The organism is Paenibacillus sp. J31P13 (assembly GCF_056269295.1).
Genome location: NZ_JBWDNR010000001.1, coordinates 619,387 through 633,165 on the forward strand (window position 1 = coordinate 619,387; position 13,779 = coordinate 633,165).

A 13,779-nucleotide genomic window follows, 5' to 3' on the forward strand; every position below is an offset into this window, starting at 1 on the left:
TGCAAATATAATCAGCAGACACAGCTTTCTTGGATAGGAGATATACCATGCTAAACGGAAAATCGATCATACTTGGCATTACAGGCGGTATTGCAGCCTATAAAGGCGCCGCGCTATGCAGCAAACTGGTGCAAGCGGGTGCGAAGGTTCACGTTATTATGACGGAATCAGCAACGAAATTTATTACTCCCCTAACCTTACAAACGCTTTCGCGTAATCCTGTTTATATAGATACATTCGACGAGAGAGACCCATCGGTCGTCTCTCACATTAACCTAGCCGATCATGCTGATCTTATTGTTATCGCTCCGGCCACTGCAAATGTGATTGCTAAGATGGCCGGAGGACATGCGGATGATATGCTTAGCACAACGGTTCTGGCAGCGACTTGTCCTATTCTTATTGCGCCAGCGATGAATGTGCATATGTATGAGCATCCTGCTGTTGTTCATAATTTGGAACTGCTAGCTTCTAGGGGCGCTATGTTTGTTGAGCCTGGAACAGGGCAGCTTGCTTGCGGATATGTCGCTAAAGGGCGTCTTGCAGAGCCTGAGGATATTGTAGCTGCAATTGAAGCTTGGTTTGCACGAAGCGGCAAGCTGGCAGGTAAGCGGGTCCTTGTTACGGCGGGCGGTACAATGGAACGATTAGATCCAGTACGCTATTTAACGAATGATTCATCTGGAAAAATGGGCTTTGCTATAGCGGAGGCTGCCCAGCTAATGGGAGCACAGGTGACGATCGTTGCCGGGCGTACTTCGGCTGCGCCTCCCAGTGGTGTCGATCTCATACGAGTGGAATCTGCCAAGGATATGCTTGAGGCGGTAACGGATGCATATGATGAATCGGATATTGTAATCAAATCTGCTGCTGTTGCTGACTATCGAGCCGTTGAAATAAGTGATCAGAAGCTAAAGAAAAACGGTGAGCATCTCGTTCTCGAGCTCCAGAAGACGACTGATATTTTAGAGACGCTCGGCAAACGTAAAAAAGGTCAATTTTTGGTTGGTTTTGCCGCTGAAACGGAACGGGTAGAGCATTATGCGATGGACAAGCTGCGACGTAAGCACTGTGATCTCATTGTGGCTAACGACGTTAGTAAGGACGGCGCTGGCTTTAACGGTGATACGAATATCGTGCAAATATTTGGCGAAGAAGGACTAGTAGCTTCACTGCCTATCTTGTCGAAGCGCGAGGTTGCAAGTCATTTGATGGAGTTGATAGCAGAGCGGCTCATTTCCTCTGGAGGGAACGGCGAATGATTGCTAAAGTAATTGTTGACGTGCCGAGCCGCCAGACGGATCGGCCGTTTGATTATGAGGTCCCTGCATCAATGGAGGATTGGATAGAAGTAGGCAGTCGCGTCGGTGTGCCATTTGGCCCCCGCGTGCTGCAGGGCTTCGTTACAGCCCTTGTAGAGACATCAGATGTAGATTTGAAGAGGCTGAAGCCTCTCTCAGAGCTGCTGGATCATGTACCGCCGCTGCTGCCGGATCTCATTGAACTGGCAAAGTGGATGAGCGATAAATATTGCTGCTCTTGGACGACAGCACTGCAAGCTATGATACCTGCTGCTTTGAAGGGCAAGGCGGAGAGATTAGTCGGTGTTCAGGATGAAGAAGCTGCAGAAGAGGATCTCCCTAGTGAATTAATGGAATGGATGGGATCGAGCGGACGTCTTGTTAAGCTGGATGTGCTGCTTGAACGTTTTCCACAGCATGCTAAGAGTGTTAAGAATGCATTACGTGAAGGCGTGCTGGTGGAGCATACATCGATTCGTGATCGATTAGCGATACGAAAAGTTTTGACCGTTTTTGTGCCTCAAGATGTGGAAGCAGTGCGTGAAGCCATGGAGGCGCTGTCCTCGCGAGCAGCCAAGCAGCGTGAAGTACTTGCTTATATGTTGAAGCATGGCGGTCCTTTGCCGATGGGGACGCTTCTTGCAGAGGCTGGGGGATCAGCAGCGAGTGTGCGCTCATTAGCGGAGAAGGGCTTGCTTGAACTCAAGGAAATTGAGCAAGAGCGGGATCCTTATGCGGGTCGCGAGTTTCAGCGAACTACCCCTTTGGCGCTGACAGAAGGGCAGGAGGATGTTTATGCCCGCATTTCCAGAGCTGTTGATGCAGGAGAGCCTGAGACGATGCTGCTCCATGGCGTAACAGGCAGCGGCAAGACAGAGGTTTACTTGCAGTCGATACAATTTTGCTTAGAGCAAGGTAAGCAGGCGATCGTACTCGTACCTGAGATATCATTGACACCGCAAATGGTGGAGCGTTTCAAAGGACGATTTGGTGATGCAGTTGCCGTACTCCACAGCAGGCTCTCAAATGGTGAACGCTATGATGAATGGCGCAAAATTCGCAGTCGAAGGGTTCAGGTAGCCATAGGAGCAAGATCTGCTATTTTTGCGCCATTTGAGCGAATCGGCTTGATTATCATAGATGAAGAGCATGAATCCTCCTATAAGCAAGAGGAGAGTCCTAAATATCATGCGCGAGATGTAGCTGTGCGAAGAGCAAGGCAGCATGGAGCGGCCGTCGTGCTTGGCTCGGCAACGCCTTCCTTAGAATCCTTTGCAGCAGCAAGTCGTCCACCGTCTGCAAGTGAACAAGGCAGGGAACCGGCGCTGCTTCCGATGCCTCATCGTGTAGGCGGAAGACCGCTTCCGCCTGTGGAGGTAATCGATATGCGCGAGGAGCTCAAGGAAGGCAACCGCTCCATGTTTAGTCGCTTGCTTCATAGCTCGCTTGCCCAAAGGCTGGAACGTGGAGAACAGTCGGTTCTTCTGCTTAATCGACGAGGTTATTCCACATTTGTCATGTGCCGCTCTTGCGGCTATACGGCTGCTTGTCCTCACTGTGATATCTCGCTTACTTATCATCAGAAAACCCGCGCGCTTCGATGTCATTACTGCGGACATACCGAGCAAGCGCCAGCGACCTGTCCGTCCTGTCAAAGTGAACATATTCGTTACTTTGGAACAGGTACACAGCGTGTAGAGGAAGAGTTGTCCAAGCTTTTCCCGGGCATTCGTGTTATCCGTATGGATGTCGACACCACGACAGAGAAGAACTCCCATGAAAAGCTGCTTAAGCAATTTGGCGAGCGCAAGGCGGATGTGTTGCTCGGAACACAAATGGTAGCGAAAGGTCTTGATTTCCCTTACGTTACACTAGTTGGCGTTATTGCGGCAGATACGTCGCTTAATTTGCCGGATTTTCGTGCAGCGGAGCGAACGTTTCAATTGCTTACACAGGTAGCTGGACGTGCGGGTCGACATCATTTGCCAGGCGAGGTTGTTATACAGACCTATGCGCCGGAGCATTATGCTGTCTTAACAGCACAGCAGCATGATTATGCAGCGTTCGTAAGTGAAGAGCTGCGGCATCGAGGCGCGATGGGTTATCCGCCTTACTGCAGATTGATCCTTGTAACGATGTCTCATGAACAGCTTCCTCTGCTCTCAACCGTCAGTGAGCAATTCGCTTCTGAGCTTCGTGAAATTGCAGAGAATGAAGGTGTGCTGTTGCCATTGAACAGCGGTTTTGGCAGGGCAGTAGAGGTGCTTGGACCCGTATCATCACCTATTTCAAGAATCAAAGATCGCTACAGATTTCAATGTGTGATAAAATATCGTGGGAACATCGATGCTTCAGCCCTCGTGCGCAAGGCGCTACTGCCATTTACGGACGGTCCGCCGCAGCGGCAGGTGCAGTTCAGTGTTGACGTAGACCCGCAAGTTATATTATAAATTAGGATTACTATTTTAATGAACGCAAAGGAAGGTAATAATATGGGTATTCGTATAATTGTAAAAGAGCCGGATCCGGTTTTACGGGAAGTGGCGATCGAGGTTACGAAGTTTAATTCAAATTTGCAAAAGCTTCTAAAAGATATGGCGGAGACCATGTATGACGCAGAAGGCGTTGGCCTTGCTGCACCGCAGATTGGTATTTCAAAGCGTGTCATTGTGGTAGATGTTGGCGATGAGAAGGGCTTAATTGAAATGGTTAATCCGGTCATTGTTGAAGAGGAAGGCGAGCAGCTTGGACCAGAGGGCTGTCTCAGCATACCTAATCTAAACGGAGATGTGCTTCGTGCTGATCGCATTGTCGTTAAAGGTCAAGACAGCAGCGGTCAAACGTTTACTGTGGAAGCCAGCGGTTATTTGGCGCGTGCATTCCAGCATGAAGTGGATCACTTGAACGGGATATTGTTTACTGATTTGGCGGAGAGCATCTACGACATTTCGGAGAGACAGAAAAAAGGCGGCGAATAGCTTCATGCGTATCGTATTTATGGGAACGCCGGAATTTGCCGTTCCCTCCCTTAAGCTGCTATTAGAGCAGCAGTACAATGTTGTAGCTGTCGTAACACAGCCTGATCGACCGAAGGGTCGCAAAAAAACGCTGACGCCGCCGCCTGTAAAGGAAGCGGCGTTGTCGTTCGGATTGCCTGTGCTGCAGCCCGAGCGCATGCGTTCTGCTGAAGCGGTAAGTGCAATTGAAGAGCTGAAGCCGGATCTAATTGTCACTGCCGCTTATGGTCAAATATTGCCCAAAGCGCTGCTGGAGATTCCGAGGCTTGGCTGTATAAACGTACATGGCTCGCTCCTTCCTAAATATCGGGGAGGCGCACCGATCCAACGCTCTATTATTAATGGAGAGAGCAAAACAGGCGTTACGATTATGTATATGGCTGAAGGATTGGATACTGGCGACATGATCAGTGTCGTAGAGCTTCCGATAACCGAAGAGGATACGTCGGGAACGATGTTTCAGAAGCTAAGCCTAGCTGGCGCAGAGCTTCTAGGCACTACCTTGCCGTCCATTATTGCAGGTGAGGCGATAGCTGTACCGCAAAAGGATGAAGAAGCAACCTATGCCCCTAATTTGACTCGTGCTGACGAATGTATTGATTGGAGCAAATCTGCCCGTGCCATTTTCAACCAAGTGCGAGGATTGTCACCGATGGCAGGTGCATTCACTTATCTTAATAATGAAGTATTCAAAGTGTGGAACTGCTCCGTTATTGAAAGTAAAGGAAGCGCCGCTGGCAAAGACTCGACGAAAACGCCGGGTTCAGTGCTGACAACTGACAATAATGGTATTGGTGTTCAGACTGGTGATGGCATTTTGGTGCTTAAAGAAATCCAACCAGCTGGAAAGAGGCCTATGTCTGCCGGGGACTGGTTAAAAGGCGCTAGACTTGAAGCAGGTACGCTGCTTGGCGATGGAGGCACAGTATGACGGAAAACAGTACAAGCAAGAGTCAAGGGGGTTCTAGACCGAAGTCCAGACCTAATGCGGGTAAGACGCAGAGCCGATCCTCTAATTCCCCTAAGACTGCTCAAGCTAAGCAACCGGCGCAGCAATCAGCTCGAAAAGCAAAATCACCGCGTGAGCTTGCAATGGATGCACTGGTCAAGGTTGCCCAAACAGGAGCCTATAGCAATTTGCAGCTTAACCGTACCTTGCAAGAGGCAAATTTACAGCGTGCTGATGCTGGACTGGTAACGGAGATTGTGTACGGCACGATTCAGCGACAAGCAACGCTTGACTACTGGCTTAGCCGCTTTGTTACCAAAGGGCTGCATAAGCTGGAGCCGTGGGTGCATCAATTGCTGCGTATGAGTGCATATCAGTTGTTGTATTTGGATCGCATCCCAGCCCATGCTGCGGTGAATGAAGCTGTTACTATTGCGAAGAAGCGCGGACATTCCGGCATTTCAGGAATGGTGAATGGCGTTTTGCGCAGTATTGATAGAGGCCGTGGGGAGCTTCAGGCTAGTGAAATTAAGCATAAGGATCCTATTACGCAAATTGCACTTCGCCATTCCTACCCTGAGTGGCTTGTTAGTCGCTGGGTGAAAGCATACGGGCCTGAGAAAGCCGAGGCTATCTGTGCGGCAGGCAATCAGCATCCTCATGCGAGTGTACGGGCAAATACGCTTCGCTCTAATCGAGAAGAAGTAATCGATATGATGAAAGCTGCGGGCTATGAGGCAGAGCCATCCGAGCTTGCTCCTGCTGGCATTACGATTAATCGCGGCGGCAATCTGGCTGATACAGACGGATATCGCGACGGCTTGTGGAGTGTACAGGATGAGAGTTCCATGCTAGTGGCTGAGGTTGTTGCACCTAAAGCAGGCATGCAGGTATTGGATTGCTGCGCTGCTCCTGGCGGAAAAAGTGCTCATCTTGCCGAACTGATGGATGGCAAAGGCAAAGTATGGGCAAATGATCTGCATGCTCATAAACGTGATCTAATCGTCAATCAAACCGAGCGGCTGAAGCTGCGGAATGTCGAAGCGATTACGGGAGATGCGCTTAAGCTGGCAGAACGCTTCAAACCAGAATCTATGGATGCCATATTACTTGATGCGCCGTGCTCTGGCTTTGGTGTTATTAAACGCAAACCTGAAATCAAATGGACGAAAACAGCAGGCGATGTAGCAGAGATTACAGCCGTGCAGCAGCGTTTGTTGAATGCCGTATGCGACTTGGTTCGCCCTGGCGGTGTGCTCGTATACAGCACATGTACGATTGAACAAGATGAGAATGAAGGGCAGGTAGCTCGGTTTTTGCAGGAGCACCCTGAATTCCAGTTAGATAGCAATTGGCCGGAAGCGATTGTCGAGCAGCTGAAGAATGTCGGTGTTGTTGGCGACGAATTTGACGGTCAAGCACAGCTGCTTCCGCAGCATTTTGGCAGTGACGGGTTCTATATAGCCCGTATGGTAAAGCGTACATAACGCTGGCTTGTGGTTGAACATGGACGTTTGTGGTAAAATAAATCGATGGCAGCGAGTAATAAGTTATTAGCAGCCCTACTATAAGGTACAGGTGTGATGAAATGAAACCATGTATATATGATTTTACGCTTGAGCAGCTTCAACAATGGATGGTAGAAAACGGTGAGCCGGCATTCCGCGGTGGACAACTGTTTGATTGGCTGTATGTGAAGCGTGTGAATAGCTTTGAAGATATGTCCAACTTGTCGAAAGCATTGCGTGAGAAGCTCGAAGAGCATTTCCGTTTTGTTACGCTGGATGAGATTACAAGATTTGAATCCAAGGACGGAACCGTTAAGTTTCTGTTCGGTTTGCATGACGCGCATGCAATTGAGACTGTTATTATGCGTCATAACTATGGCAACAGTATTTGTGTAACGACGCAGGTAGGCTGCCGAATCGGCTGTACGTTTTGCGCTTCGACGCTTGGCGGTTTGAAACGGAACTTGACTGCGGGTGAAATTGTTGCTCAGGTCGTTACCGCTCAGAAAATGCTCGATGCAACAAATGAACGTGTATCCAGTATCGTTATTATGGGCTCTGGAGAGCCGTTCGAGAACTATGATGCAACAATGGCATTCCTTCGTATTATGATTCATGAGAAGGGCCTTAATATCGGACAACGACATATTACCGTCTCAACGAGCGGTATCGTGCCGAGCATGTATAAATTTGCAGAAGAGAATACGCAAATTAACCTTGCGCTTTCGATACATGCACCGAATGACAAGCTGCGCTCGAAGCTTATGCCGGTTAACCGTCGCTTCCCATTCGCAGATGTTATGGAAGCATGTCATAACTATATTGCAAAGACTGGCCGCAGAATTACGTTTGAATATGCACTAATTGGCGGAGTAAATGACCAAGCTGAGCATGCACAGGAGCTTGCTGATGTGCTTCAAGGCATGTTATGTCATGTGAATTTGATTCCAGTTAACCATGTACCTGAACGCAACTATGTGAGAACGCCTCGCGAGGACATTTTCGAATTCCAACGCGTGCTTGAACAAAATAAAGTGAGTGTTACGATTCGCAGGGAGCAAGGCCATGATATTGCGGCAGCCTGCGGTCAATTAAGAGCGAAACATATGGAGTCAACGACGGGGTGATGACGGATTGTTAACGGCAAACCGCAGTGATATCGGACGGGTTCGGCAAGTAAACGAGGACCAATCTTGGGTGAGTCAGTTGAATAACGGAATAACGCTAGCCATCGTAGCCGATGGCATGGGCGGACATCAAGCGGGTGACGTCGCAAGCCAAAAGGCTGTAGATGCTTTCCGAAGAATGCTGGAGCAAAGCGCAGCCAAAGCGGATTTGACCTTGCAAGAAGGCAAAATGCTCATTCGCCAAGCGATTTCGCAGGCGAATGAAGCTATATTTGAGCTGGCTTCTCGCAATGAGAGCTATCACAATATGGGTACAACGATCGTGGCTGCTTTGGTTAGACAGGGAAATGCCATAATCGGACATGTTGGCGACAGCCGCGCATATAAGATAACAGAGGGCGTAATCAAGCAATTAACAAATGATCATACTCTTGTCAATGAACTAGTCAAATCGGGTCAGCTAAGCGAGGAAGAAGCAGCCCACCATCCGCGTCGGAATGTGCTTACACGTGCAGTCGGAACGGATGCTCATGTGGAAATTGACGTTCAAGAGGTAAATTGGTCTCCGCAGGATGTATTGCTTCTTTGCAGCGATGGTTTATCCAACATGGTGAACGAGCAGCAAATGCTGCAAACAGTCATGTCAGAGGTGCTTGAATTGGATGCAAAAGCGGAAAATCTCATTCAAATGGCGTTACATGCTGGCGGAGACGACAACATTACCGTCGTTCTGCTGCAAGAAGCGGCTGTTACGAATCGAGAGGGGTGACGAATATGATCGGACACGATTTAGGCGGACGTTATGAAATTTTGACGCGTATCGGCGGCGGTGGAATGGCGCTTGTATATAAAGCACATGATGTTCTGCTTAACCGTAATGTAGCAGTCAAAGTGTTGCGTCAACAATTTGTGCACGACGAGGAGTTTATTCGTCGTTTTCGCCGTGAGGCACAATCTGCAGCTGCGCTGTCACATCCCAATGTCGTTAGTATTTATGATGTTGGGCAAGAGGATGACACGCATTATATCGTAATGGAATATGTTGAAGGCCATAATTTAAATGAAATCATACAAGAACGTGCGCCGCTGCAACCAGACGAAGCGGTGCGTGTTGCTATGCAAATAGCAGATGCACTGGATCATGCGCATCACAATCATATTATTCATCGTGATATTAAGCCTCATAATATTTTAATTGGAAAAAACGGCAGAGTGAAGGTAACTGACTTTGGTATCGCGAGAGCGGTGACTTCATCGACCATTACACAAACAGGATCTGTTATCGGCTCGGTTCATTATTTCTCTCCTGAGCATGCTAAAGGAGTGAATACCGGGGAAAAGTCGGATTTATACTCACTTGGAATCGTGCTTTATCAGATGCTGACAGCGCAGCTTCCATTTCTTGGTGAAAGCCCGATTAGCGTTGCATTGAAGCATTTACAGGAAACGTTCGAGGAGCCGCGTTCCGTCAATCCGCATATTCCGCAGAGCGTGGAAAATGTTATTTTGAAGGCGATGCGTAAAAATCCCATTGAACGTTATGCATCAGCTCATGAAATGCTGCTTGATTTGGAAGGCAGCCTGCGTCCAGAGCGATTGAATGAATCGAAAATAACATTTTCAAGTGTTAACGATATGGAAGAGACACGAGTCATGCCTGCTATTCGCGGCGATATAGAAACGGTTTTTGCTAAGGATAAGGTCGTACAGGCAGAAACTGTTAAACCTGAGACAGCGGTCGTTAGCAATGAACCGCAGACTAAGGTGAAGAGCTGGAAAAGACCGCTTACGGTTGTAGGCGTAACGCTGCTGGTGCTGGCATTAATTATATTAGGATTCGTCTGGCTTCTTGGAAAGCTGGATGTTGCAGAGGTAGAAGTGCCCTATGTCGTAGACAAGCCGATATTGGAAGCGCGCCAGATGATTGAAGCTGCCGGATTAAAGGTCGAGGAGCCAGTTCTCAAGGAAAACAATAAGGAAGTTCCGATCGATCAGGTGATTAGCCAGACGAAGGCGAATATGCGAGTGAAGGAAGGCTCGTACATTCAACTTACGGTGAGCAGCGGACCTGAGCTTGAGGAAGTTGGCACTTATGTCGGCAAATCACTCCAATCCGTAATAGAGGAACTTACTGCTATGGGTGTTACGCCGGATCAAATTGATAAAAAAGAGGATTTCAGTGAGGAAGCCGCTGGAACAATCCTTGAGCAAACACCAAAGGCTGGCGAGCAATTCAACCCAGAAACCGTGGCGTTTACGTTTTTGATCAGTAAGGGCCGTGAGACTGTGGAGATGCCAAATCTGATTGGTTTGAGTATTGAAAACGCCAAAAAACTTGTTAAATCAAATTATCTGGTTCTTGCTGATGAAGATATTCTCGAAACGGCAAGCTATGCACACCCAAAAGGCGAAGTTGTTTCACAAGACCCTTTTTCGTCGAATGAGAAGGTGGCAAAAGGATCGAAGATATCCGTAACCGTAAGCTCTGGCCCTCCTAAGGATGCGAAGGAGCATCAATTCAATATCGTTATATCACCAGCGATAGCTGGAAAAACGAGTGAAGTGAAAATCCTTTATTCCGATGCTCGCGGGGAAGATACGGAGTGGGGAGTACGTCAGATCAAGGATACGCAGACATTTCAAGTGAGTGTCATGCTAGCTCCGGATACGGAAGCGAGCTTGACTATCATGCGGGACAATAAGTTTATTGATAGAATAACGATCTCTTATGCAGAAATCATAAATGGATCGAATTCATCCACCTTGACCATACCGGGTGAAGAGGTGGCGCCTCCTGTGGAGCCAACGCAAGGAGAGGTTGAAGCAGACAATGAAGAACCAGTCGAAGAACAACAGCAAAACCAGCAGCCATAAGTCAAACGATAATTTGCTCAAAGGTGTCATTGTGAAGGCACTAAGCGGCTATTATTATGTGCGAGCGAAGGATGACGACTCCCATGCGGCGACGGTACAATGCCGCGGCAGGGGCGTGTTCAAGAACAGAGGGATTACTCCGCTTGTTGGTGATGATGTGCTATACAGTTTAACAGAGAACGGGGAAGGTACCGTTGAGGAGATCTTGCCTCGTTCTTCTGAGCTGATACGCCCGCCTGTAGCCAATATTGATTTGGCGATTCTTGTTTTTTCGGTTACAGAGCCTGCCTTGAATTTGCAGCTGTTGGATAAGTTTCTCGTTCATATTGAACACGCAGGCATCCAAGCTGTGCTTTGTCTCAGTAAGCAGGACTTGGAAAATGACGGTTTGGAAACGGAGGAGGCACAAGCTTCGGCTGCCTCCGTTAATCGTATTTATCGAGCTCTTGGATACGAAGTGTTTGGGACAAGCTCTCGACTTGGAGAGGGGATCAAACCCTTCCAAGAACGGTTGAAAGGTCACCTTGCGGTATTCGCAGGACAGTCAGGGGTTGGCAAATCATCCTTGTTAAATGCGATTGTTCCAGGACTGACATTAGAAACGAATGCGATCAGCAACCGATTAGGACGCGGCAAGCATACGACGAGACATGTCGAGCTTATTGAGATCGGCGGGGGCTTGGTAGCGGATACACCTGGCTTTAGTCAGCTTGACTTTCAGGAGCTGGGAATAGAGGATTTAGGCTATTGCTTTGTTGAAATGCGCACATTATCGCCGGATTGCAAATTTAGAGGCTGCACTCATGTACATGAGCCTGGCTGTGCGGTATTGGCAGCTCTAGCCAAAGGTGAGATTGAGCAAAGCAGACATGATCACTATTTGCTGTTTTTGGCTGAAATGAAAGACAAAAAAAGGAGGTACTAACAACTATGACCCTTATTGCGCCTTCCATATTATCAGCAAATTTTGCCCGCCTGGGCGATGAAATTAAAGCTGTAGAAGCTGCAGGGGCGGACTGGATCCACGTAGATGTGATGGACGGTCATTTTGTGCCGAATCTTACATTTGGTCCGCCGGTAATTGCTGCTGTACGTTCTGCAACGTCTCTGCCCTTTGACGTTCATTTGATGATTGAGCGTCCTGAGTTGTCTCTAGGAGATTATATCGCTGTAGGAGCAGATCGGATTACCATTCATGCTGAGGCCTGTGTTCATTTGCACAGAACCGTGCATTATATAAAAGAAAAAGGGCTCCCAGTAGGCGTAGCTATAAATCCTGCCACGCCGGTATCCGTATTGGAGCCTATTTTGCAGGATCTGGATCTTGTTCTTATTATGACGGTTAACCCGGGCTTTGGTGGTCAGCAGTTCATTCCATACTCACTCGTTAAGCTGCGTCAGATTCGGACGATGCTTAATGAACGCGGTTTAGATGCTGTTCATGTTCAGGTTGACGGCGGTGTCAATCCGTCTACAGCGGGGCTAATACGCGAGGCTGGGGCTGATGTATTGGTTGCTGGCAATGCCATTTTTGCAGAAACAGATCGCGCTGCGGCCATAGCCGCTTTACGTTAGGAGCGGGCGGGATGAATGAACGGTTAAAAACTACATTTTGGCTGCTGGGATATACTTTTCTAGCAGGTCTTTTTCTTACTTTATTCGCCCAAATTTCGGAGATTTACAGGTATTTATTTTCATTGTCTACTCTATATTTAGGCATACGCTTTTTTCGGAAGTATGATACGCTGAGTCTCCGCATTCTCTTTTTTGTACTGACTATTTTATTTTATTTATTTACAACTGTAATTACAGCTATAGTCATATTTATACGAGAACATCCTGAGGCAATATCGGGTACATAATGGGCTTTCTTCAGAGGCGCGCGATGGAATAGGACGAACTGATAACGCATAGTATGGATACATGAGCGTAGGTTCTTGTCACGGAATAATTCGATCAGCGTGTCTGAGGAGGGATGAGGCATGAAATTTTACACAATCAAACTGCCAAAATTTTTGGGCGGATTCGTAAAGGCGATTTTGAACACCTTCCAGAAAAACTAGGTTCGATGCAGCCGGGCAACCCTACGGCCGTGATCGTAAAAAAGTAAAAAAAAAGCACCTGAGAGCTCAGGTGCTTTTGTCTATGGCCGAAGCCATCCATTATACGCGGGTAACTTTACCGGACTTCAGTGCGCGAGTGCTGACATAAACACGTTTTGGCTTACCGTCAACCAAAATGCGGACCTTTTGCACGTTTACTCCCCATGAACGACGAGTTTTGTTGTTAGCGTGGGAAACGTTGTTACCTGAACCAGGTGCTTTACCTGTAAGAAAACATTTGCGTGACATGAACTACACCTCCTTTACATTTTGCGAAAAAAAATAGACTCCATTTGCAATGGCTTCGTTATGCGTGAGGAAAATTCATTCATAAGCGAAATAACATTTAAACACACTTGAATATCGTATCATAAACATCGGGACTGTTCAACCTAAATATGCATGGATATCGATTCTACAGCGAGAAATAAGCGCGAGAATGCGCATAATCATTGGATTTTCCGTGGGACTTCTATAAAGTGTCTGTTTATAGTACAATGGTACTCAGTCCATAATTTATTCCGTAAGGGAGTGTTTTTCCATGCCTCTGCAGTTAAGTACCGAATTAGGTTCCATACATGTCACTGATCAATGCATAGCCACGATTGCAGGCTCTGCAGCCATGGATTGTTATGGGCTAGTCGGAATGGCTTCTCGCAAACAGCTGAAGGACGGAATTGCCGAGTTGCTCGGACGAGATAACTTGACCCGTGGAGTAGTTGTGCGGAGAGAGAATGAAAAATTACATATTGACCTCTACATTATTGTAAGTTACGGTACGAAAATATCAGAGGTAGCGCATAACATTCAATCTAAAGTAAAGTATGTGCTGAACGACGTAATCGGTCTACAAGTGGAAGAAGTCCATATATTCGTGCAAGATGTCAGGGTATCTAAGTAA

General features: G+C 47.7%; 14 protein-coding genes. 13 read left to right on the plus strand and 1 reads right to left on the minus strand.

Annotated elements, in window-relative coordinates:
* The first annotated feature begins 47 nt into the window (after positions 1–47).
* The 12 genes from coaBC to spoVM all read left to right on the plus strand — a co-directional run bounded on the left by coaBC (position 48) and on the right by spoVM (position 12,839).
* Positions 48–1,262 (plus strand): bifunctional phosphopantothenoylcysteine decarboxylase/phosphopantothenate--cysteine ligase CoaBC, encoded by a 1,215-nt coding sequence (gene coaBC / locus AC0YOD_RS02600; RefSeq protein WP_475797682.1) that lies wholly within the window; start codon positions 48–50, stop codon positions 1,260–1,262.
* A complete protein-coding gene (gene priA / locus AC0YOD_RS02605; protein ID WP_475797683.1) occupies positions 1,259–3,751 on the plus strand; it encodes a primosomal protein N' in 2,493 nt (830 codons plus the stop codon). The genes coaBC and priA overlap by 4 nt, the downstream gene beginning before the upstream one ends.
* Before the next feature lie 42 nt (positions 3,752–3,793).
* Positions 3,794–4,279 (plus strand): peptide deformylase, encoded by a 486-nt coding sequence (gene def, locus AC0YOD_RS02610; protein ID WP_475797684.1) that lies wholly within the window; start codon positions 3,794–3,796, stop codon positions 4,277–4,279.
* A gap of 4 nt (positions 4,280–4,283) precedes the next feature.
* Entirely contained in the window at positions 4,284–5,249 is a 966-nt protein-coding gene (gene fmt / locus AC0YOD_RS02615; protein ID WP_475797685.1) for a methionyl-tRNA formyltransferase, read from the plus strand.
* Positions 5,246–6,754, plus strand: a complete 1,509-nt coding sequence (gene rsmB, locus AC0YOD_RS02620) for a 16S rRNA (cytosine(967)-C(5))-methyltransferase RsmB (protein ID WP_475797686.1) — start codon at positions 5,246–5,248, stop codon at positions 6,752–6,754. The genes fmt and rsmB overlap by 4 nt, the downstream gene beginning before the upstream one ends.
* A gap of 101 nt (positions 6,755–6,855) precedes the next feature.
* The gene (gene rlmN / locus AC0YOD_RS02625; protein WP_475797687.1) at positions 6,856–7,902 is read left to right on the plus strand and encodes a dual-specificity RNA methyltransferase RlmN; all 1,047 of its coding nucleotides are present in this window, start codon (positions 6,856–6,858) and stop codon (positions 7,900–7,902) included.
* 7 nt (positions 7,903–7,909) lie between these two features.
* Positions 7,910–8,671, plus strand: coding sequence for a Stp1/IreP family PP2C-type Ser/Thr phosphatase (locus tag AC0YOD_RS02630; RefSeq protein ID WP_475797688.1), 762 nt, complete (start codon positions 7,910–7,912; stop codon positions 8,669–8,671).
* A gap of 5 nt (positions 8,672–8,676) precedes the next feature.
* Complete coding sequence (pknB, locus tag AC0YOD_RS02635; RefSeq protein ID WP_475797689.1) at positions 8,677–10,776, plus strand: Stk1 family PASTA domain-containing Ser/Thr kinase; 2,100 nt, start codon at positions 8,677–8,679, stop codon at positions 10,774–10,776.
* 13 nt (positions 10,777–10,789) lie between these two features.
* On the plus strand, positions 10,790–11,701 hold the full coding sequence (gene rsgA, locus AC0YOD_RS02640; protein WP_475798345.1) for a ribosome small subunit-dependent GTPase A: 912 nt from the start codon (positions 10,790–10,792) through the stop codon (positions 11,699–11,701).
* A 5-nt stretch (positions 11,702–11,706) separates the two neighbouring features.
* Positions 11,707–12,351, plus strand: coding sequence for a ribulose-phosphate 3-epimerase (rpe, locus tag AC0YOD_RS02645; protein WP_475797690.1), 645 nt, complete (start codon positions 11,707–11,709; stop codon positions 12,349–12,351).
* Positions 12,352–12,362: 11 nt separating this feature from the next.
* Positions 12,363–12,638 carry a hypothetical protein gene (locus AC0YOD_RS02650; RefSeq protein ID WP_475797691.1) on the plus strand — a complete coding sequence of 92 codons (276 nt, stop codon included), beginning with the start codon at positions 12,363–12,365 and terminating at the stop codon, positions 12,636–12,638.
* Positions 12,639–12,758: 120 nt separating this feature from the next.
* Positions 12,759–12,839 carry a stage V sporulation protein SpoVM gene (spoVM, locus tag AC0YOD_RS02655; protein ID WP_010345573.1) on the plus strand — a complete coding sequence of 27 codons (81 nt, stop codon included), beginning with the start codon at positions 12,759–12,761 and terminating at the stop codon, positions 12,837–12,839.
* A gap of 99 nt (positions 12,840–12,938) precedes the next feature.
* On the opposite strand, the gene rpmB is transcribed toward spoVM, so the two are convergent.
* Positions 12,939–13,127 carry a 50S ribosomal protein L28 gene (gene rpmB, locus AC0YOD_RS02660; RefSeq protein ID WP_102712305.1) on the minus strand — a complete coding sequence of 63 codons (189 nt, stop codon included), beginning with the start codon at positions 13,125–13,127 and terminating at the stop codon, positions 12,939–12,941.
* 292 nt (positions 13,128–13,419) lie between these two features.
* On the opposite strand from rpmB, the gene AC0YOD_RS02665 reads away from it, so the two are divergent.
* Entirely contained in the window at positions 13,420–13,779 is a 360-nt protein-coding gene (locus tag AC0YOD_RS02665) for an Asp23/Gls24 family envelope stress response protein (RefSeq protein ID WP_475797692.1), read from the plus strand.

What these genes read in the sequence shown, in the direction of transcription:
- rpe (WP_475797690.1), top strand. Translation starts at nt 11,707, where the DNA reads ATGACCCTTATTGCGCCTTCCATATTATCAGCAAATTTTGCCCGCCTG.
- pknB (WP_475797689.1), top strand. Translation starts at nt 8,677, where the DNA reads ATGATCGGACACGATTTAGGCGGACGTTATGAAATTTTGACGCGTATC.
- rpmB (WP_102712305.1), bottom strand. Translation starts at nt 13,127, where the DNA reads ATGTCACGCAAATGTTTTCTTACAGGTAAAGCACCTGGTTCAGGTAAC.
- coaBC (WP_475797682.1), top strand. Translation starts at nt 48, where the DNA reads ATGCTAAACGGAAAATCGATCATACTTGGCATTACAGGCGGTATTGCA.
- rsmB (WP_475797686.1), top strand. Translation starts at nt 5,246, where the DNA reads ATGACGGAAAACAGTACAAGCAAGAGTCAAGGGGGTTCTAGACCGAAG.
- priA (WP_475797683.1), top strand. Translation starts at nt 1,259, where the DNA reads ATGATTGCTAAAGTAATTGTTGACGTGCCGAGCCGCCAGACGGATCGG.
- AC0YOD_RS02650 (WP_475797691.1), top strand. Translation starts at nt 12,363, where the DNA reads ATGAATGAACGGTTAAAAACTACATTTTGGCTGCTGGGATATACTTTT.
- rlmN (WP_475797687.1), top strand. Translation starts at nt 6,856, where the DNA reads ATGAAACCATGTATATATGATTTTACGCTTGAGCAGCTTCAACAATGG.
- fmt (WP_475797685.1), top strand. Translation starts at nt 4,284, where the DNA reads ATGCGTATCGTATTTATGGGAACGCCGGAATTTGCCGTTCCCTCCCTT.
- AC0YOD_RS02665 (WP_475797692.1), top strand. Translation starts at nt 13,420, where the DNA reads ATGCCTCTGCAGTTAAGTACCGAATTAGGTTCCATACATGTCACTGAT.
- def (WP_475797684.1), top strand. Translation starts at nt 3,794, where the DNA reads ATGGGTATTCGTATAATTGTAAAAGAGCCGGATCCGGTTTTACGGGAA.
- spoVM (WP_010345573.1), top strand. Translation starts at nt 12,759, where the DNA reads ATGAAATTTTACACAATCAAACTGCCAAAATTTTTGGGCGGATTCGTA.